Origin of the sequence: Corynebacterium sp. LaCa78 (genome assembly GCF_046717505.1) — a bacterium.
Taxonomy (GTDB): domain Bacteria; phylum Actinomycetota; class Actinomycetes; order Mycobacteriales; family Mycobacteriaceae; genus Corynebacterium.
In genome coordinates, this window is the sequence record NZ_CP177112.1 from 830,263 (window position 1) to 849,323 (window position 19,061).

At 61.7% G+C, this 19,061-nt stretch carries 17 protein-coding genes; 8 read left to right on the forward strand and 9 right to left on the reverse strand.

Annotated elements, in window-relative coordinates:
* Window positions 1–26 precede the first annotated feature (26 nt).
* Window positions 27–1,061 (forward strand): 3-hydroxyisobutyryl-CoA hydrolase, encoded by a 1,035-nt coding sequence (locus ACLI1O_RS04080; RefSeq protein WP_239269162.1) that lies wholly within the window; start codon window positions 27–29, stop codon window positions 1,059–1,061.
* Here the strand turns inward: ACLI1O_RS04080 and ACLI1O_RS04085 are convergent.
* Genes ACLI1O_RS04085 through ACLI1O_RS04095 form a run of 3 tightly spaced genes read right to left on the reverse strand, consistent with a single transcriptional unit; the run spans window position 1,051 to window position 5,228 of the window.
* Window positions 1,051–2,232, reverse strand: a complete 1,182-nt coding sequence (locus ACLI1O_RS04085) for a DUF6882 domain-containing protein (protein WP_239269161.1) — start codon at window positions 2,230–2,232, stop codon at window positions 1,051–1,053. The two genes, ACLI1O_RS04080 and ACLI1O_RS04085, sit on opposite strands and share 11 nt — an antisense overlap.
* 25 nt (window positions 2,233–2,257) lie before the next feature.
* Window positions 2,258–2,857 carry a TetR/AcrR family transcriptional regulator gene (locus ACLI1O_RS04090; RefSeq protein WP_239269160.1) on the reverse strand — a complete coding sequence of 200 codons (600 nt, stop codon included), beginning with the start codon at window positions 2,855–2,857 and terminating at the stop codon, window positions 2,258–2,260.
* Entirely contained in the window at window positions 2,850–5,228 is a 2,379-nt protein-coding gene (locus ACLI1O_RS04095; RefSeq protein WP_239269159.1) for an MMPL family transporter, read from the reverse strand. Before ACLI1O_RS04095 ends, ACLI1O_RS04090 begins: the two co-directional genes overlap by 8 nt.
* Window positions 5,229–5,412: 184 nt before the next feature.
* On the opposite strand from ACLI1O_RS04095, the gene ACLI1O_RS04100 reads away from it, so the two are divergent.
* Window positions 5,413–6,066 (forward strand): hypothetical protein, encoded by a 654-nt coding sequence (locus ACLI1O_RS04100; RefSeq protein ID WP_239269158.1) that lies wholly within the window; start codon window positions 5,413–5,415, stop codon window positions 6,064–6,066.
* A gap of 7 nt (window positions 6,067–6,073) precedes the next feature.
* Here the strand turns inward: ACLI1O_RS04100 and ACLI1O_RS04105 are convergent, their stop codons facing one another.
* Together ACLI1O_RS04105 and ACLI1O_RS04110 are read right to left on the reverse strand one after the other, a co-directional pair.
* Window positions 6,074–6,613: a gamma carbonic anhydrase family protein gene (locus ACLI1O_RS04105; protein WP_239269157.1), complete on the reverse strand. Its 540-nt coding sequence runs from the start codon at window positions 6,611–6,613 to the stop codon at window positions 6,074–6,076.
* Window positions 6,613–7,017, reverse strand: a complete 405-nt coding sequence (locus tag ACLI1O_RS04110; RefSeq protein WP_239269156.1) for a hypothetical protein — start codon at window positions 7,015–7,017, stop codon at window positions 6,613–6,615. The genes ACLI1O_RS04105 and ACLI1O_RS04110 overlap by 1 nt, the downstream gene beginning before the upstream one ends.
* 74 nt (window positions 7,018–7,091) lie before the next feature.
* Between ACLI1O_RS04110 and ACLI1O_RS04115 the strand changes: the two genes are divergently transcribed.
* Together ACLI1O_RS04115 and ACLI1O_RS04120 are read left to right on the forward strand one after the other, a co-directional pair.
* Window positions 7,092–7,961 carry a patatin family protein gene (locus ACLI1O_RS04115; RefSeq protein ID WP_239269155.1) on the forward strand — a complete coding sequence of 290 codons (870 nt, stop codon included), beginning with the start codon at window positions 7,092–7,094 and terminating at the stop codon, window positions 7,959–7,961.
* A gap of 153 nt (window positions 7,962–8,114) precedes the next feature.
* The gene (locus tag ACLI1O_RS04120) at window positions 8,115–9,677 is read left to right on the forward strand and encodes a TrkA C-terminal domain-containing protein (protein ID WP_239269154.1); all 1,563 of its coding nucleotides are present in this window, start codon (window positions 8,115–8,117) and stop codon (window positions 9,675–9,677) included.
* A 16-nt stretch (window positions 9,678–9,693) separates the two neighbouring features.
* Here ACLI1O_RS04120 and ACLI1O_RS04125 read toward each other — a convergent pair whose 3' ends face one another.
* Both ACLI1O_RS04125 and ACLI1O_RS04130 read right to left on the reverse strand, forming a co-directional pair.
* Entirely contained in the window at window positions 9,694–11,328 is a 1,635-nt protein-coding gene (locus ACLI1O_RS04125) for a peptide chain release factor 3 (RefSeq protein WP_239269153.1), read from the reverse strand.
* A gap of 24 nt (window positions 11,329–11,352) precedes the next feature.
* Window positions 11,353–12,189: an SDR family NAD(P)-dependent oxidoreductase gene (locus ACLI1O_RS04130; RefSeq protein ID WP_239269152.1), complete on the reverse strand. Its 837-nt coding sequence runs from the start codon at window positions 12,187–12,189 to the stop codon at window positions 11,353–11,355.
* A gap of 117 nt (window positions 12,190–12,306) precedes the next feature.
* Between ACLI1O_RS04130 and ACLI1O_RS04135 the strand changes: the two genes are divergently transcribed.
* Entirely contained in the window at window positions 12,307–13,659 is a 1,353-nt protein-coding gene (locus tag ACLI1O_RS04135) for a TrkH family potassium uptake protein (protein WP_239269151.1), read from the forward strand.
* Window positions 13,652–14,344 carry a potassium channel family protein gene (locus ACLI1O_RS04140; RefSeq protein WP_239269150.1) on the forward strand — a complete coding sequence of 231 codons (693 nt, stop codon included), beginning with the start codon at window positions 13,652–13,654 and terminating at the stop codon, window positions 14,342–14,344. Before ACLI1O_RS04135 ends, ACLI1O_RS04140 begins: the two co-directional genes overlap by 8 nt.
* On the opposite strand, the gene pth is transcribed toward ACLI1O_RS04140, so the two are convergent.
* The gene (pth, locus tag ACLI1O_RS04145) at window positions 14,341–14,988 is read right to left on the reverse strand and encodes an aminoacyl-tRNA hydrolase (protein ID WP_239269149.1); all 648 of its coding nucleotides are present in this window, start codon (window positions 14,986–14,988) and stop codon (window positions 14,341–14,343) included. The genes ACLI1O_RS04140 and pth overlap by 4 nt on opposite strands.
* Before the next feature lie 35 nt (window positions 14,989–15,023).
* On the opposite strand from pth, the gene ACLI1O_RS04150 reads away from it, so the two are divergent.
* Together ACLI1O_RS04150 and ACLI1O_RS04155 are read left to right on the forward strand one after the other, a co-directional pair.
* Window positions 15,024–16,019, forward strand: a complete 996-nt coding sequence (locus tag ACLI1O_RS04150; RefSeq protein ID WP_239269148.1) for a nitronate monooxygenase — start codon at window positions 15,024–15,026, stop codon at window positions 16,017–16,019.
* Window positions 16,020–16,082: 63 nt separating this feature from the next.
* Window positions 16,083–17,537 carry a glyceraldehyde-3-phosphate dehydrogenase gene (locus ACLI1O_RS04155; RefSeq protein WP_239269147.1) on the forward strand — a complete coding sequence of 485 codons (1,455 nt, stop codon included), beginning with the start codon at window positions 16,083–16,085 and terminating at the stop codon, window positions 17,535–17,537.
* Window positions 17,538–17,583: 46 nt separating this feature from the next.
* Here ACLI1O_RS04155 and ACLI1O_RS04160 read toward each other — a convergent pair whose 3' ends face one another.
* Entirely contained in the window at window positions 17,584–18,981 is a 1,398-nt protein-coding gene (locus tag ACLI1O_RS04160) for a hypothetical protein (RefSeq protein ID WP_284869790.1), read from the reverse strand.
* Window positions 18,982–19,061: the final 80 nt, after the last annotated feature.

Consider the following 19,061-nt stretch of genomic DNA (forward strand, 5'->3'; position numbering starts at 1 on the left):
ATGAGTTGTGTGTCACAATAGAGGATATGACTAATGATGCACCTATCGTGTCCTCAATCCGCAACCATACCGGAGTCATTGAGCTCAACCGCCCAAAGGCTCTCAACTCCCTGAGCCCAGAAATGATCGATCTCATCGCCGCTGCCTTGGATAAGTGGCGTGCCGATGACGAGGTAGAGCAGGTCCTTTTGACCTCTACCAACCCCAAGGCCTATTGCGCGGGCGGCGATGTCCGCTTGGCCCGCGATGGCATCGTCGACGGCAACTACGACGAGGTGGATGACTTCTTTGCCTCGGAATACACCCTCAACGGGGATATTGCGGAATACCCCAAGCCGGTCATCGCGCTGGTCGATGGCATCGCTATGGGCGGCGGGCTTGGCGTATCCGCGCACGGCTCGCACTGCGTGGTCACGGACAAGACCTTCGCCTCCATGCCCGAGATGAATATTGGCTACGTCACGGATGTGGGTATGGCCTATGCCTCCCAAAATGCCGTGGGTACGCGCGGCAAGGCCTCGCCAGAACTCGCGAAGTTCTGGGGCATTACCGGCTACCGCATGTACGCCGCAGACCTCGTATGGAGCGGGCTGGCCACTGACTACGTCAAAGACGGCGATGCGTTTGCTAACGACGTCATTGACAAAGGCATTGATGCCGCGCTGGAACAGCACTCCGTGCAGCCGGAAGACGAGGCCCCACTTGCAGAGCTCATCGAGGGAATCGAGGCTAGCTTCCGCCACGATTCCTGGCAGGACATCACCGCGGCCGCTAAGGAATACCCGGAACTAAAGGAGCTGGTAGAAAAGCTCATCGCGCAGGCCTGCCCAACCTCCATCGTGGCCGCGCTGGAGCTCTACCGGGCAGAGGCGCAGTGCTCGAGCATTCGCGATGCCCTCGAGCTGGAAAAGAAACTCGGCGCTTATATGTATCGCCGCGATGACTTTTCCGATGGCGTGCGCGCGGTATTGGTGGATAAATCCAATGACGCGGCATTTAACCCCGCAAGCGTCGCGGAGGTGGATGTAGACGCTATCCGCGACGTATTAGCTAAAGGTTAATCCCACGGAAGGAGGCGTAGGCCGATCGGGCCTGCGCCTCGTTGATCTCTCGGGGCGGGGTCGCCGCGAGCGTTGCTTCCGTGGCCGCTGACGTGGGCTGCGGCAGATGCAGCGCCTCGGAATCGAGGAGGGCGAGGCCGACGCGGCCATCGGCAAGCGTGGTGCCCACCAGCGTCCACATGCCCAGGATGGGCAGGGCTAGCTGCGGTACCTGCCGGGCGCGCGCGTAGTCCAGCGGCAGCGCGGGCCGGATCAACGCCGGTACCCGGTGATCGATGCCGAAGCGGTACAGGTTGGCTGCCGAGTGCGCGGCCGCGGTGTCCTTGACCGCGGGATCGGCCCAGGACCACAGGAATTGATCCTCCGAAATGGTGGCGATGAGCACCGCCGTGGCCTCGTCTTTCCCGCCAGAGTGGCGGATCTTCGCCGTGGCACCGTCCAGATCGAGGTGCACCGTGGCCTCGGGGAAATTGCCCTGGAAGTACAGCTGGTGCTCCATGCCGTAATAAAAGGCATCCTCGATGATGCGAGTAGCCTTCATGCCCGGCTCGATGGCCGTGATTTGGGGTGCGCCCAGTGCGCTAGAAAAATGCAGCGTCGTTCCCTCGGAGAAATGCTCGGCGGTCTCCGTAGCAGCATCCGCGGCAGATTCCGCGACCGTAATGCCCAAGTGGTGGGCGAGTTCGTGCACCGCGCGCCGCTCATCAGTATCTGGCGAGCTGCGGCGAAGCCCCGCGGCAATGCTGGTGGGAAAGTCGAGCCGCGGATGGAAATCCACGGCGATGATCGCCTCATGATCGCCTTGCCGCGCCCGCAGCACCGGGGCATTGCCTGCCAGGAGGCGGGCGAGGGGGATAAACTTAGCCGGGTCATCCCCGCCCTGCGGCAGATCGGTTTCCGCCTGCATCGCCCACCGCCAGGTGGGCGAGCCGGCGCGATCGATGACGGCGATGCGCGTGCCCTGGAAGTCTTTGACGCCGGAGGATGAGCTGCAGCGGATCTCCACAGGCTGATTGTGGTTAAGGCGGCCCTCGGCATCCGTCGAGGGGGTGAGGAAATTAAATTCCACATCGGTGGTATCGCCCAGGCGGGCCCGGAAGGCGGCATCAAGGCCCGCCTGAATAAAGCAGGCATCGCGGGTGGCCTGGGCAAGCGAATTCGAAGTATCCATAATTGCTTACGAGGATACTGAAACCTCAGGCAAGGCCGCGCAGGGTGGCAAAGGCGTGGTGCACCAACTCATCGCGTTCCTGCTTGTTAGGGGGCTTGCCACCTTCGCAGCGCCTTTTCAGCTCTTGCTGGCAGGCATTGCCGGTGCTGCCGCACGCGTTCAAGATGACGGTGAGCTCGAAGGTCGAATATTCGGGGTAGCGCTCTTGAAAAGCAGCGATGATCCTGTGAGTGACGCTATCGAATTTCTTCTTTTCCTCAGCGGTGTGGCTGAGGTTTTCCATCGCCTCACCGATTTTGAACAGACTGTGCAGCGAGCGCAGCTCCATGTATTCGTTGTCGAGGGCATCAATGAGCGTTAATTCCAAGACCGAAGAGATGGGCTCGCCGGGAAAGGCGGTGGGAATATCCGCCGCGAATGCCTCGAGGACATCCGCGGTGTAGTGCAAGAGGGAATCGGCCACCGAGGAAAAATAATTGTGGAACGTGCGCGGGGAGACCCCGACGGCGCTGGTGATATTGGAGACCGTGACTGCCTCAGCGCCGCCGTCCAAGGCGAGGCGGGCCGCGGCATCGGACATGGCCTGGCGCGTTGCTCGCTTCTTGGATTCGCGCAAACTAGTCACGATGAACCTTTCCTACCTTGTCGTGCTGGAAGTGCAGGAGCGCCTCGCGTTCCTTGTGCAGGGCCTCGCCCTCGATATCCATATTAGGCACGATCTTATTCAACCACTTGGGGAACCACCACGCCTTGTCTCCTAGGAGGAACATGGTGGCGGGGATGACCATCATGCGGATAACGAAGGCATCGATAAGCACGCCCATAGCCAGGGCAAAGCCCATGGTCTTAATGAATGGCTCGTCCATCAGGATAAACGCCGCAAAGACCGAAATCATGATGAGCGCTGCTGCCGTGACCACGCGCGCGCCGTGCTTAAAGCCATTCGAGGTCGCGTTGGCGGCGGTCTTGCCGCTGACGTAACCCTCGCGCATGCGGGTGACCAAGAAGACCTGGTAGTCCATGGCCAGGCCAAAGGTCAGGCCGATGAGCATGATGGGCAGGAAGGACAGCAGCGGCTGCGGATCGTTGACGAGGCCGAACATGCCCTCTTGCCAGATTCCAACGGTGATTCCGAAGGTGGCGGCCACTGACAGCCCGTAGCCCGCGGCGGCAATGAGCGGAACCCAGATGGAGCGGAAGACCAGCATCAACACGATGAAGGCAAGGCCTAAGACGATGGCCACATAGGGAACAAGAACGCTATTGAGGCGCTCAGAAATATCGTCGAAGATCGGGGTGATGCCGGTAATGCCGTAGGAGCCGCCGTCCTTAGAAAACTCGCCCTGGTACTCGCGCAGGCGCTCCAAGGTCTCGGTGGTTTCCTCATCGGTTGCACCTGTCGTCGGCGTAATCATGATCTGGGCGGCATCACCGTTATCCGTGGTTTGGACGATTTGGGCGTTGTCCACGCCTTCGGTGTCGTTGAACTTGTGGAGCAGATCTTGGAAGGCCGGCATGCGGTCTTGCTCGGAGACGCCCTCCACGTTCACAAAGGCGATCATTGGGGCATTGCGGCCGGGGCCAAAGGCCTCTGCGGACATCTCGTAGGCCTCGCGCTGCGGGGTGCCAGGTTTGGCGGAGCCATCGGTGGGCATGGCCAGGCGCATATTCGCAAAGGGAATGGCGAGGATGGCAAGCACGATAACGCCCACGCCAAGGTGCAGCCACGGGTGGGCGCGCACGCGGCGGACCCAGCGCAGGCCCATGGTTGGCTTCTCGTCCTCGGGATCTGGAACCTTGGGGCCGGGCACGCGCCCGGCGAAGATCTTGGTGCCCAGCAGGCCCAGCACCGCGGGGATAAAGGTATTGGCCACTAGCACGGCGATGACCACGGTGCCCGCGGCGGCGATAGCCATGGTGGACAGGAATGGGATGCCGATAATGGTCAGGGCTGCCAGCGCGATGACCACGGTGGTACCGGCAAAGACGACGGAGCCGCCGGCGGTGCCCAGCGCCATGCCCATGGCGTGGGCGCGGGTGCCCTTCTCCATCTTCTTCAGCTCCTTGGCCAGTTCCTTGGGCGTCAGGTTATTCAGGCCGGAGGAGGTGATGAGTTCATTGCGGAAGCGGTTGACAATGAATAGGGCATAGTCGATGCCCACGGCCAGGCCGATCATGGAGGCCAGCGTCGGGGTCATATCGGAGACGGTATCGGTAAAGATGGTGGCCAGCTGCACGCCGAGGATGCCAATGCCCACGCCGATGACGGCGGAAATTAGCGGCATGCCGGCAGCTACGAAGGAGCCGAAGGTCACCAGCAGCACGATGGCGGCAACCACCATGCCGATGAGTTCGGCGCTGCCATTCATGCCGGCATCGGCCATCGCGAAGGCATTGCCCTGGTACTTAACGGAAAGGCCTTCGCCGTCGTGCTGGTGCAGGACATCCGTGACCGCAGCCATATCTTCATCATTGATGTCCATGACGTCCTTGGCATCGAAGGCGATGGTGACGGTGCCGGTGGTCTTATCCTCGCTCAGCGGGGACAGCTGCTGCAGGTTCTTCGCAACCTGCTCTTCGGGCATGCCCTGGGCCCGCATCTGCTCGCCCATCTGCTTTTCCATGCCGGCGGCGGTGAGGACCGGGCTGACCAGCTCATCCTCGTTCTTCAGCGCACCGGTGTCCTTGAGGTCCTGGAGCAGCTTGTCGATGTCCCCGGCAACGGCATCATCGCTCAGCTCCTTGCCCTCAGGGGCCTGGATGACCACGGTGCCCTCCGGGGCACTCATGGCATCGGTGTCTTGATCGAAGTGCTCCATCATCTCTTCTTGAGTGGTGGTGGAGTCCATCTCCGGCATGGCGAAGTTGGGGTTCGGGGTCTTGGCAAAGCCGGCGGTGAGGACGACCATTGCCACCAGGACGATGAGCCAGAAGGCGAGGAAGGGCCATACCGTGCGGTAGGACCAGCTTCCCAGCCGGTAGAGGAATCTGGACATGGGCGATCTCCTTTACGAGTGAGAGAGGTGGGCGCTGCTTCTAAAATCGTGCATAGTCTATGCAATCCTGCACATATGGCGCAAAATAAGGTGCAGATGGGCATAGTAGCTCTTTAGTGTGACCTATAACCCACGCGCGGCCAGAGAGCACAGGGTGGCGGGAAGGATAGGTAGACTATCGCGCATGATTCACGCGGTAAGTTTCGCCCTCTTGGATTCGGTCAATGCCTTGCTCATTGGCATCCTTGTGGCCATCGGCATCATGCTCCCGCGCGGGAAGTACCGCTGGATCGCAGGCCTGGTCATCCTGGGCGATTGGTTGGGAGTTCTTACCGCCGCTGCCGTGGTCATGTTCGTCCTGTTGGGCGTGCGCGAGCAGATCGCGGCCATCTTGGAGTCACCGATTGCCGGCGGCATCCTCATCATCGTCGGTATCGCCCTGGCCTTCGCCGCCTGGCATTCCCAAGGAAAACCCAATGCCTTGATCGGGCGCATGCTGCAGCCGCTGCGCACGCCCTCTTTCGTCACCGTGCTCATCGGCTTTGTGATGGGCGTGGTCCAATCGCTGACCTCCGTGCCGTTTTATTTCGGCCTTATGTTCTTGGCCACCGAGGATCTGTCGCTCGCCGCCCAATACGGCGGCCTGCTGTGGTACGCCACCCTGGCTCTTTCCCTGCCGGTGGTGTGCGGACTCTTTATTGCCGTGGTGCGCGCCCACCCAGACTCAGCTGCGGGCCGAGTCTTTGCGGCGGCGCGCGAAAACAGCACGCGGGTCGCGCTCATCAGCGGCTATGTCGTCGCCGCCTTCCTCATCATCATGGGTGTCGTGAACCTATAAGGATGCGCTAGTCAAAGTAAACATCATCCAGCGTCAGTTCGGTGCCGGATTGCTGCTTAGCTATGTCCACGTAGCGCGCGGCGTGCGGGATAAACGCCGCGGATTGCTCGGCGGAAAGCGCGCGGCGCACGGTAGCCGGGACGCCGGCGGCCAAGGAACGCGCCGGGATATCCGCGCCCTCGCGCACCACCGCGCCGGCGGCGATGAGCGAACCGGGCCCGATGGTGGAGTGAGACAGTAGGGTAGCGGACATGCCCACCAGGCTGCCAGCGCCCACATGGGTGCCGTGGAGCATGGCCATGTGGCCTACCGTGACATCGTCTTCAAGGACGCACGGCGCCGCCCGCTCCACGTGGACAACGCTATTGTCCTGAATATTGCACCGGCTGCCAATACGGATGGGGCCGACATCACCGCGCAGCACGCAGCCATAAAACACGGAAGAATCCGGGCCGATTTCCACGTCACCAATGATCGTGGCATTCGGCGCGATCCAGGCGCTGCGGTGGATGCGCGGGCGCTTGCCTTGAAAGGAATAGATGGGCATTATTCCACCACCACCGCGAGGCTGGGGGATAGCTCGTACTCGCTGGAAGCTGGGGCATCGGCAAGCGGAGCACCCGCAAGCTCGGCCTGGGAAAGCGCGCCCGCCAGCGTTGGCGTGATGGGGATGATCCAGCCGTGCTTGGGGTCTTTGACCGGCAGCACGTCCGTCTTCACGGCGGGGAAATGCGCCGTGGTGGTGGGGGAGATGAGGGTCGCGGACTCGCGCGAGGCGGCGAGCTCATCAAGGGCCCGCGCGCCCTGCCGGCCGGTGATAATGATGATGAGCTGGCCGGCGGTCCTAATATCCAGCCGGTCCACCTGCACGGTCGTCGCCGCGGAATCGGGCCGCGCCAACTGCGGCGCCCCATTCCCGGTGAGCTTGGCAAGAGCATCCAATAATCCCATAGCCCTTAAGTCTAGCCGCGCAGCCAGGTAGCGGGTTGACCGCTGTAACATCGCCGCGCGTACTATGGGAGACCATGATTGATGCCAGCAACACCGCCCTCGTGATCGAAGGCGGCGGGATGCGCAATTCCTATACCGCCGCCTGCATAGTCAAACTCATCCAGGAAAACGTCACCTTTGGATGGGTAGGCGGGGTCTCAGCTGGCGCCTCCCACACGGTCAATTACCTCTCGCACGATGCCAAGCGCGCGGAGGAATCCTTCACGGATTTTGTCAATAACCCCAGCTTCGGTGGCGTGGGCTCGCTGGTGCGCGGCAATGGCTATTTCAACGCGGAATATATCTATGAGCGCTCCGCGGATAAAGATATGCCGTTTGACTGGGACGCGTACCGCAAGCACCCAGCGGATATGGTGCTCGCCGCCGCGCGGGCCGATACCGGCGAATCCGTGTATTGGACCCGCGAGGACGTGAAGGAACCAGAGGACTTGTACGTGCGGGTGCGCGCCTCGTCCACGCTGCCGCTGCTTATGCCGATCCGCGTCATCGGTGGCTCACCCTATGTGGACGGTGCCCTGGGCTCATCCGGCGGCATTACCATCGAGCAGGCGGAAGAAGCCGGCTACGAGAAATTCCTCTTTATCGGCTCCAAGCCGCGCGGGTATGTCCGCCCTGAGGTTGCGCGCCCGGCGATCACCCGCCGCATCTTCCGCAAGTACCCCGCTATTGCCGATGCCCTCATTGGCCGCCCACCCATCTATAACGCGGCCAAGGACCGGCTCCTCGAGTTAGAGCGCCAGGGCAAGGCGCAGCTGTTTTTCCCAGAAGACATGCAGGTGGCCTCCACCGAACGCAACGTGGATAAGCTGCGCGCGAATTACCAGGCAGGCAAGGCACAAACCCATGCCGAGTGGCCAAAGTGGAAGGAATTCCTGCTGGACTAGCTCACCTCTGCACGGTGGTGTGAGATCGCCCTCCTGGTTCTTGGCGGCATCAGGAATAATAACCGTGTGCGCTGCACTAATGGCGGTATTCGGTGCAAAGCGCCAAGCATTATCAGCTAGCTAAATCGCGCCAAGCTCCTAAGATTGCACAGCGTGTTAGCGATTTTTGATGGCCATATTTGGCTGAGCATCTTCTTCATGATCGTGCTCGGCACGCTACTTGGCATGATTCCCTTTGGCCCGCTGCGCTTCGGCGCGGCGGGTACCCTTTTTGTCGGCTTAGCCTTCGGATCCTTTATTGATCTGGATGACAATATCCTCAGTTCCTTGCAGGAGCTGGGCTTGGGCCTCTTTATCTATATGCAGGGGCTCTCTGCCGGCGAGGCCTTCTTCAAGGGCTTTTCCACCCAGCTAAAACACATGCTGCTCGCCACGGTGGCGGTAATAGCCGCGGCGGCCGCAGCGCTGGGCATCGGCAGCCTCATGGGGCTATCGCCACTGGCGGTAACCGGCGTATTCTCTGGCGCGACGACGTCCACGGCATCGCTCGCCGTGGCCCAGCAGCAATCCGGCGAGGAACTGCCCGCCGTGGGATACTCCTTGGCTTACCCGGTCGGCGTGGCCGTGGCCATCCTCCTTGTGGCATTCGTCCTGCGGCATAGCTGGCCCGCACAGAACGACCAAGACCACTCGGCGGAGAAGATTTTCCGCTCGCGGATGATTAAGGTTACCCGCGATATTTCCTATGCTGAGCTGCGCGAGAAATTCGCGGATCATTTCATCATTGCCACCATCCGCCGCGGCCGCGATATCGACGTGCCAGGCGATAATCCGGAGCTGCACCGCGGTGATGTCCTGCGCGTACTGGTGACCAAGGCAAAGGCCAAGGAGCTTACCGATGCCCTGGGAAAGCGCCAGCCCCAAACCCCGTTTGTGGATAAGCGCCTGGTCAATGAGACCGTGGCCATCTCCAACGGGGATATCGAGGGCCGTAAGGTCAAGGAGCTCAACCTCTTTTCGCGCTACGGCGCGCGTATCGTGCGGGTGCGCCGCGGCGATGAGGAATTCCTTGCCACCAACGAGACTCACTTGGAATCTGGCGATGACCTAGAGATCGTGGTCAAGCATGACCGCCTGGGCGATGTCCGCGATTACTTTGGCGATTCCGTGACCGCATACTCGCAGCTTAACTGGGTAGCACTCGGCGGTGGGCTGACCATTGGCTACCTCATTTCGCTCATCGTCGTCCCGCTGCCCGGTGGCGCGTCCTTCGAGCTCGGTTTCGCGCTGGGCCCACTCATCACCGGCCTAGTCCTTGGCGCCCTGCACCGCACCAGCCGCATTCCGTGGCAGATTCCCTCCCCGATCAATACGGCATTCCAGCAGTGGGGCCTTGCCATCTTCTTGGCCTCGGTGGGCCTGTCCTCCGGAGAGGCCTTTGTCTCCACCGCCTTTTCCTGGATGGGGCTAAAGTCCATGGTGCTGGCCGCGATCATCGCCGTTATCATCATCGGGATTTTCGCGGTGGCCAGCCGCTTTATGGGGCAATCCGAAACCCGCACCTCAGGCGGCATTTCCGGGCTTTTTGGCCAGCCTGCGGTGGTCAATTACGCCACGGGCGCCAGCTCGGATTCCCGCATCCTTACCGGCTATGCCTCCACCATTGTGGTGGCGCAGTTCATGAAGATCCTGGTCATCCCCGTCATGCTGCTCTGACGGGGCAGCCGCTCTATTAATCCGCGACCAACGTCTCCATGGTGAGCTCTGGGTGTTCCTTTTCAATGAAGGCGAGCTTCCATTTATCGCCAAAGAGGGCGATGAGCTCGCCGTCCTGGCGGGTGAAGATCTCCACGCCGCGCTGGCGGCCGAGCTCCGGTGCGGATTCGGCATCGGTGCGCCGCGCCACGGAGTAGGGGATGGGCTCGGTGACGGTTTCGACGTTGTACTCGAATTCCATGCGGGCCTGCATGACCTCGAACTGCATGGGGCCGACCGCAGCCATGACCGGGGAGGCATCGCCGCGCTCATCGTTGCGCAGGATCTGCACCACGCCCTCGGCCGAGAGCTGCTCCAAGCCCTTGCGGAAGGCCTTGTACTTGCCCAGCGATTTCGCGCGCAGGATGCGGAAGGCCTCCGGGGCGAATTGGGGCATGGGCTTAAACTGCACCTTTTTGCCGGAGTAGATGGTGTCGCCGGGCGCCAGCGCGCCCGCGTTGACGAGGCCAACGATATCGCCCGGGTAAGCGGTATCCACGGTATCGCGGGTGCGGCCAAAGACCGTCAGCGCATACTTGGTGGAAAAGCTGCGCCCGGATTGGGCGTGGTTGACCTGCATGCCGCGCTCGAATTCGCCGGAGACCACGCGCATAAACGCCAGGTTATCGCGGTGCTTTTGGTCCATGCCCGCCTGCACCTTGAAGACGACGCCGGAAAAGTCATCGGCGACCTCGCGCACCTCATCGATGGCGCTGGTGGCCGCTTCCACGGCCTTGGGATCGGATTCGCGGGAATGCGGGGCCGGGGCGATAGCGCACAGGGTATCCAGGATTTGGTGGACGCCGAAGTTCAACATGGCCGAGGCGAAGATGAGTGGGGAAGTCACGCACTGCTCAAAGAGCTCTTGATCGTGCAGGGCGCCATCGGCTGCAAGCAGCTCGGCTTCTTCCACCGTGGTTTCCCACACATCCTCTTCCTTTTCTTCTGCAGCCGCCGGATCGTAGTGTTCCTCCGGTGCGATGGTGGAACCACCAGCGGTGCGGATGAAGTGGATGTAATTATCGGCCTCGCCGTCGTCGTTGATGTGGGCTAGGCCGCGGAAATCGCCCGCGATGCCCACTGGCCAGTACAGCGGGGTGGGCTGCAGCTGGATTTCGTTCACGATCTCATCAACGAGCTCGAGCGGCTCGCGGCCCACGCGGTCCCACTTGTTGATCACCGTGACGATGGGCAGCCCGCGCGCCTTACAGACGCGGAAGAGCTTGAGGGTCTGTGGCTCGAGGCCCTTGGCGGCATCGATAAGCATCACTGCGGCATCTACCGCGGTAAGCACGCGGTAGGTATCCTCCGAAAAGTCCGCGTGACCTGGGGTATCAACCAGGTTGATCATATAAGGCTCGCCCTCGTGTCCCTCTGGGGCGTATTCAAACTGCAGCGCGGACGAGGCCACGGAGATACCGCGGTTTTTCTCCATGTCCATCCAGTCAGACACGGTGGACTTGCGGTTGCCCTTGCCGTGGACCGCGCCGGCCTCATTAATCACGTGCGCGTGCAGCGCCAGCGCCTCCGTCAGCGTGGACTTACCGGCATCCGGGTGGGCGATAACGGCGAACGTGCGGCGGCGCGAGGCCTCAAAAGCGACAGAACTCATGCGCCATAGTCTAGTGCTTGCGCGCTACCACTCCACATTGAGGCGGCGGCCCAGATCCTCAAAGACGCGGTGGGCCACGGAGGTGTTCTTCGCAATCGGGCGCTGCAGGCCCAGCGAACGCCTATTATTGTAATATTCCCCGGACTGGAAATGGATGCCCTCGGTGCCGGTGAGGAAGTAGGCCAAGTTCTCGCCGCCGGCCTCTGCGGTGCCAAAGGCTTTGCCGATGACCCCGGAGTACACCTTGCCCGTAAGCCCCTTGGAGGACTTGCCAAACTCGGTGGCTAAAACGCCCGGGTGAAAGGACACCGCGTTGATGCCGTGGGCATCGATAAACCTGGCGAGCAAGATATCCGCCAGCTTGGCATTGCCGTATGCGCGCTCTGGGCTGAAATGCTCCAGCGTATTGGGATCTGCCGGATCGAAATTCGAGATCAGCATATTAGCTAACGACGCCGTGTTGACCACGGTGGCGTTACTATCGCGCAGCTTTTCTTGCAGCAGCGACGTCAGCAGGAACGGCGCGACGACGTTGACTTGCCACGTGCGCTCGAAACCATCGGCGGTCATGGTGGGGCCATCGAAAATGCCGCCGCCATTATTGCCCAAGGCATCGATGCGCTCCAGTTGTTGCAGATCATCGGCCAGCTGGCGGACCTGGGCCAGCGATTCGAAATCGGCGAGGAAATACTGCCCGCCTACTTCCTGAGCAACGGCCTTGGTCTTGTCCGGATTGCGGCCGATGATGACGAGGTTATCCTGCGGGCGGGTGCGGTGAATTTGCCGGGCGGCCGCGGCACCAATGCCTGACGATGCCCCGGTAATCACGATGGTCCTAGCTGCGGAGTACGGCGAAGTCATAGGCCCGATTTTAGCCGCGGACGTGATATCCGTCCGCGACATTCGTTCGTGATATTTGTCCACTGGGGGCCGCCTAGCAGTTCCGCTTGGGGCTGGACAGGTCTATACTTCCGGCTTGTGAAGCGCCTGCTTTTTCTGCGGCAGTGGGGACCAGCGCGGCTAACCGCCACCGGGTTTCTACTGCTCATCTTGATAGGAACGGTTCTGCTCTTACTGCCGTTCGCCGAGGCCGGAGATTCCCGCGCCTCGTTTTTATCTGCCCTTTTTACCGCGACCTCCGCGGTCTCACTGACCGGCCTGGTCGTGGTCGATACCGGCAGCTTCTGGAGCCCGGCCGGGCAGGTCGTCATCTTGGCCCTGATCCAACTGGGTGGTTTGGGGATTATGTCGCTGGCCTCGCTATCCGGCCTGCTTTTGACCGGCCGGATTAGTTTTAAGGCCCGCAAGACCGGCGCCTATGAAAGCCGGCCCATCCTCGCCGGTGGCATCCGCCGCACCCTGATTTTTACCTTCGCCTTTACCGCGGTGGTAGAAAGCATTATCGCCGCGGCGGTCACCGCGCGGCTTATGGTGGGCTACGGGCATTCCTTCCCGCGGGCGTTATGGGAGGGCATCTTCCACGCCATCTCGGCCTTTAATAACGCTGGGTTTAGCACCAATAGCGATAATCTCGTGCCCTTTGTGGGCGATGCCTGGATCCTCTTGCCGCTGGCCGGGGCGGTCATCGGCGGCGGGCTGGGTTTTCCGGTCTGGGCGGAATTGGTGCGCCACGTGCGTCGCGGGTCGGAGGCGACGCGCCGCATTTCTATCACGGCGCGCATGACCTTGGCGGCCACCGGCGTGCTACTTGTAGTCGGCACGATATTTTTCGCTTTGACGGAGTGGAATGGCGTGCTGGCGCCGATGTCGTGGGGCGAGAAAATCCTCAACGCGTTCTTTGCCAGCGTCTCCCCGCGCACGGCCGGATTTAATACCTTCGACTACGGTGAGGTTCACCCGGTAACGCTCATGGGCACCGATACGTTGATGTTCATCGGCGGCGGCTCTGCCGGTACCGCCGGCGGCATCAAGGTCACCACCGCGTGCGTGCTGCTAGCCGTCATGGCCGCGGAGTTCTTGGGCAAGGAAAAGACCTCGATCTACCACCGCAGCCTTCCCCACAGCGTTACCCGGCAGGCGCTAGCATTGAGCTTCGCCGGCGTGCTGGTGGTGACCCTCGGTGTGGCGGCGCTGCGCTTTTTCGATCCGCAATTTAGCGGCGATCAGGTCTCCTTCGAGGTCATGTCCGCCTTCGCCACAGTGGGCCTATCCACTGGGATTACCGCCAGCTTGTCCGCACCCTCACAAATCGTGCTGTGCTTCATCATGTACCTGGGCCGCGTTGGCCCAACCACCCTGGTAGCAGCGCTGGCGGCAAAGAATTTAAGCCGCCGCTACAGCTACCCCGAAGAAAGGCCCTTCATTGGCTAGCATTTTTAAGGCGTTGGGCCGCTCCCGCGCCACCCTCGACATCGCCCCGGTCGTCGTCATTGGCTTGGGGCGGTTTGGTTGTTCCCTGGCAAGCGAGCTCATGGGCCATGGGGTAGAGGTTCTCGGTATCGATTCCGATGAGAAAATCGTGCGCGAACGAGCGCCGCATTTAACCGAGGCCATCTCGGCCGATACCACCGATCCGGCGGCGTTGCGCCAGCTGGGCATCGACGAGGTGGAGCGGGTCATCGTGGGCATTGGCTCGCACCTGGAGGCCTCCATCCTCACTGTGTCTAACCTGGTGGAGCTGGGGGTCAAGGATATTTGGGCCAAGGCGAATTCGGAGGCCCACGAGCGCATCCTGCGCCAGATTGGCGCCCACCACGTCATCCGCCCGGAGCGGGACACAGGCCGCCGCGTGGCCTACCTCTTGGGCGGGCGCTTCCGCGACTTTGCTGAGATCGCCCCGTACTACGGCGTGACGCAGATGGCCGCGCCCTCCTCGGTCACAGGCCGCCCGCTCGATCTGGGCGAGGTTTGGCGCACCTACCACGTGCAGTTGGTCTCGGTCTGCCAGGCAGAGGGTGCTTGGGCCCCGCTTGCCGATGCCACCCAGCTCGCCCCAACTGACTTCATCGTCGCCGCCGGCAGCCCGCAGGCGCTGGAGAAATTTTCCCAGTCCTAGCGTGAGTGAATGCGGTTTTGGGCTTGTACGAGCCCTTGCGTGGCGATGAGCTGGGCAGCTTCGGCGGCGGTGGCGATGGCGGTATCGAAGCCGGGGCCGGCATCGACAGGCGCTAAGACATAATCCGGAACCGACGAGCCCTTGGGCGGGCGCGCGATGCCAATGCGCACGCGCACATAGTCCCGCGTGCCCAGGTTGTGCGTGAGCGACTTCAGCCCGTTGTGCCCATTTTCATTACCACCCTGCTTCAGACGAATCTTATTGGCCGGCAGATCGAGCTCATCGTGGATGACGATGATGTGGTCTGCCGCAATGCCCAAAGCCTGCGCCAGCGGGGCAATCGGATCGCCGGAGAGGTTCATAAACGTCGTCGTGCGCACCGCCAGCGCGCGGGTATCACCCCAGCGCAGCGGGGCCACCTCGAGGTCCATCCCGCGCACCGGCTCGAGCACGTCGCCGCCTTGGGCAAGCACATCATCGACGGCCATATAGCCCACGTTATGGCGCGTGGCGGCGTACTTCGCGCCGGGATTGCCCAGGCCAACAATGAGCCAGTCTGCCTCTAACTCGGACGGATCCAGCCCCTGCTGCGCTGGCGAGGGACCGCCGAAAATCCGGGCAATAATATCTGTCAAAGCTGCCACGAATGCGCCTTTCTAGCTTGGTACAGTGGTTTCCTATGAGCAAGGTTATTCAATCTTTGCGCCGAACCGTAATGCCAGCGCCCATGGCGGGCGGGCCTACCACCGTGGATCTGGTGCGCGCCGCGCATGCGGCGGGCTCCTTTGGCACCTTGGGGCTTGGGTCTGCCAGCGTGGATTCTGCCCGCAGCCAGATTGATGCCTGCGCCGGCATCCCCTTTGGGGCGAACCTGTTTTGCCCGCAGGATCCGTTAACTCCTGAGCAGTTGGCCGCCGCCGCGGACCTGGCCGCGGCCGAAGGCACCTCGCTACCGGATCCCGATTATTCCTTCGGCTTCCGCGACAAGCTCGAGCTGGCGTTGCAGGGCGGCGCGCGCGTCGTGTGGTCCATGTTCGGCACCTTTGATGCAGCGCAGCTTGCCCGCATCCACGCCGCGGGTGCCGAGGCTTGGACCACCGTCACCACACCCGATGAGGCCCGCGCCGCCGCCAAACTGGGAGTGGACGCGCTGTGCGTACAGGGCCCTTATGCCGGCGGGCACCGCGGCACGTGGGACCGCACCGCGCTTCCCGATGATCGACCTCTGCCAGATCTCATCGCCGCCGTCCACGAAGCCGTCCACACGGTCGCACCAAACATCTCGCTGATTGCCGCAGGCGGGTTGCGCACGGCAGGAGAGGTAACCCAGGTTTTAAGCCTGCCCGGCGTGGCCGCCGCGTCGTGCGGCTCTGCCTTTTTGCTGAGTAAAGAAGCCGGAACCAGTGACTACAACCGTAAGCTTCTCCAGCGCGGCGGGGCCACCGTCTCCACCCGCGCCTTTTCGGGGCGCCATGCCCGCGGTTTAGAGACCGACTACACCCGCGCCCACCCCGATGTACCTCCGGTATATCCCATGCTTAATTCCGTGCTCAAGGAACGCCGAGCGCAGCACGATGACGCCGTAGCCTACTGCCTCGTAGGTGAGCCGGCCGCCAAAATCCGCGGGGGTAGTGTCGCAGACATTCTGGACTCCCTATGCCAAAACAAACACTGATACACGCTAAAATTTGGGGCGAAGATTTCTAGCCACCCCCGAAATAGAAATGGATGGAGCCTCGTGACTGCGAACGCACATATTGGACATGATGACTGGAACGAGCGCCTCGAATTGGCGCAACAGATGATTCCCCTCATCCACCAACTGCACCGCAATAACAACGTCGTCGCCACCATCTTCGGCCGCCCGCTGGTGGGGCAGACCGATATCGACATCATCAAGTCCCACCGCTACGGACGCCGCATTGCCCAGCGCCAGCTCTCCACGGCAGAAACCCTGCCCATCCTGTCCGAGTTAGCGGATATGAACCTAAGCTCCGCGTCCATCGACGTCGGACGCCTCCTCCTGGGCTTTGAAGAGTCAGGCGAAGAAGACCTGCGCCGCTACCTCGAAGATGAACTCACGGAAATCGTCGGTGCCGGCGAGGATATCGACCCAACCGATGTCGTGCTGTACGGCTTTGGCCGCATCGGCCGCCTCCTTGCCCGCATCCTTGTTGCCCGCGAGGCCGCTTACGGCGGCGTGCGCCTGCGCGCGATTGTGGTGCGCAATAAGGGCGAAGGGGACATTATCAAGCGCGCCAGCCTCCTGCGCCGCGATTCCGTCCACGGCGCCTTCAACGGCACCATCAGCGTGGACGAGGAAGAACAGGTTATCTGGGCCAATGGCACCAAGATCCAGATGATCTACGCCAACGACCCAGCCACGATCGATTACACCGAATACGGCATCAACAACGCCGTGCTGGTGGATAACACCGGTGTTTGGCGCGATAAGGAAGGCCTGTCCCAGCACCTAGAGGCCAAGGGCGTGGCCCGCGTGCTGCTGACCGCGCCGGGCAAGGGCGATATCAAAAACATCGTCTTTGGCATCAACGATTCCGCCATTACCGATGACGATAAGATCCTCTCCGCCGCATCGTGCACCACCAACGGCATTACCCCGGTGCTCAAGGTGATCAATGACCGCTACGGCGTGGCCCACGGCCACGTGGAAACCGCGCACTCGTTTACCAATGACCAAAACCTCATTGATAACTACCACAAGGGCGAGCGCCGCGGCCGCGCCGCTGGCCTGAACATGGTGCTTGCCGCCACCGGTGCCGCCAAGGCTGTGGCCAAGGCTCTGCCGGAGTTCGAAGGCAAGCTGACCGGTAACGCCATCCGCGTTCCTACCCCGGATGTGTCCATGGCGGTGCTTAACTTGGAGCTGGAGCAAGAGGTCGACCGCGATGAGGTCAATGACTTCTTGCGTAACGTCTCCCTGCACTCTGATCTGCGCCAGCAGATTTCCTACATCGCCTCCCCAGAGGTCGTCTCTAGCGACTTCGTGGGCAATACTAATGCCGGCATCGTCGATGGCATCGCCACCATCGCTTCCGGCAAGCACCTGGTGCTCTACGTCTGGTACGACAACGAGTTCGGTTACTCCAACCAGGTCATCCGCGTGGTGGAGGGGCTTTCTAATGCCCGCCCGGTGGTCCTGCCCAAGCGCGTATCTCCCTCTGAGCTTTAAGCTTGCATAGTTTAAGGCCCGCGGAGTCCCTGCGGGCCTTAGTTATTTAAGCGGTGGGGCGAAGTGCCCGTGTGCGCAGCAACCGCTTGGCGGCCCAAGAAGTAATGGCGGCGAAAAGCAGAGTCATCATTGCCGCAGCGGCGTAGCGGTCGGGAGAATCCGCATTCATCGGCCAGGCTGGGAAGGCAATGAGCCAAAGGATAGTCTTCGCGAGGACATCGCCGCCTACCGTCACGGAGACAATGGTGCCGATGATGGTGAGAGCAAGCGAACTCCAGATACCAAAGCGGATGATGACGATGAGCGACACCGCCGCGAGGACGTACCCGACGCCGATGGCCAGCGGCAGTTGGGCGAGCACAGCTAGGGTGGTTTCACCGGCAAAGATAATCGCGACCGAAGCACAAGTGCACACCGCTGCGATGATGCCCAGTAACCACAGGAGAAGGGCAGTAGAGCAGTGGCGAGATTCTGTATAAACAATCGGCCACGCGCCCGAGAACCCCGGCCAGACCAGTACAGGAAGTACACCGGCACCCACAGGGAGAAGCAAAAATACGTAGAATCCCTGCACATAACGTGGTGGATAGATAAGGGCAATAAAGATCAGCGCTAAGGCGCTTAATACCAAGCACGTAATGACCACTGGCGTCATTATGGCCCGGTGAAAGCCACGCAGCGCATCGGCACGGCGCGAGCGGGCAGCGGCACGAGGGACAGCCGCAGGCTGCCATCCCTGAGCCGGAGTGGCGACGGTACTGACCGTGGATATCGCCACGCGGCGGCGTCGGGAAAGCGGACGTACTCGCCGAGGCGTCATAGTCGCGGTCAAAGCCCCCGCTACAGCGAGGATGAGGCATAACGCCAGTGCAGGAAGCGGACTTTCCAGCAGGAGTGGATCGCCAGGATCGAGCGGAACCGAATTTTGGTGGATACGTAGCGCAGGCAACAGTAACCGCAGCGGCCACGCGGGTGGGAAGGCCCACCATAGCTGCCCTTCGACAACGCGAGGAAGCACACTAATGACCTGCCAGATAACCGCGAGGATAAGCGTGACGGCAAAGCCCAGCCTGCGGGCGCATGCGGTCGCAAGCCCTGCGATGCCGATGGCTCCGAGGAAAGAATAAGCCCCAGTGATGAGAAGCAGCTGGTGGTCTGCACGCCCTTGCGCTGCAACCGCAGCCCAGGACAGACCGAAATTAAGAAGGTGAAAGACTGCGAGGCTTGCCACGACGATGAAGAAACGGGAGGCGTGCTCGTAGCGAGGATGAATCCGGCGCCATAGGGTGCCGCCGCCGCGGCTGAGCACCTCGCGGCGCTCTGGAACGCCAGCAAAAAGCGCAATGAGCGGCGCGTACATCCCGGTGATAAACATGGACTGCCAGCCAAGAACCCCGGTAGCGTCCTCAGCGGAGGAGGCGAACGCAGAAAAGAATACCGTCATTATCACTAGGGGCAGGGCGAGCAAGGGTAACCACTGCAGGGCGCTGCCGCGGCAACGCAATAGTTCTGCTGAGAGATACC

Bases quoted from the DNA above. Each gene is read 5' to 3' on its own strand.
- ACLI1O_RS04105 (WP_239269157.1), bottom strand. From the start codon at position 6,613: ATGCCCATCTATTCCTTTCAAGGCAAGCGCCCGCGCATCCACCGCAGC.
- ACLI1O_RS04100 (WP_239269158.1), top strand. From the start codon at position 5,413: ATGATTCACGCGGTAAGTTTCGCCCTCTTGGATTCGGTCAATGCCTTG.
- ACLI1O_RS04160 (WP_284869790.1), bottom strand. From the start codon at position 18,981: ATGACGGTATTCTTTTCTGCGTTCGCCTCCTCCGCTGAGGACGCTACC.
- ACLI1O_RS04130 (WP_239269152.1), bottom strand. From the start codon at position 12,189: ATGACTTCGCCGTACTCCGCAGCTAGGACCATCGTGATTACCGGGGCA.
- ACLI1O_RS04110 (WP_239269156.1), bottom strand. From the start codon at position 7,017: ATGGGATTATTGGATGCTCTTGCCAAGCTCACCGGGAATGGGGCGCCG.
- ACLI1O_RS04150 (WP_239269148.1), top strand. From the start codon at position 15,024: ATGAGCAAGGTTATTCAATCTTTGCGCCGAACCGTAATGCCAGCGCCC.
- ACLI1O_RS04115 (WP_239269155.1), top strand. From the start codon at position 7,092: ATGATTGATGCCAGCAACACCGCCCTCGTGATCGAAGGCGGCGGGATG.
- ACLI1O_RS04095 (WP_239269159.1), bottom strand. From the start codon at position 5,228: ATGTCCAGATTCCTCTACCGGCTGGGAAGCTGGTCCTACCGCACGGTA.
- ACLI1O_RS04080 (WP_239269162.1), top strand. From the start codon at position 27: ATGACTAATGATGCACCTATCGTGTCCTCAATCCGCAACCATACCGGA.
- ACLI1O_RS04125 (WP_239269153.1), bottom strand. From the start codon at position 11,328: ATGAGTTCTGTCGCTTTTGAGGCCTCGCGCCGCCGCACGTTCGCCGTT.
- ACLI1O_RS04085 (WP_239269161.1), bottom strand. From the start codon at position 2,232: ATGGATACTTCGAATTCGCTTGCCCAGGCCACCCGCGATGCCTGCTTT.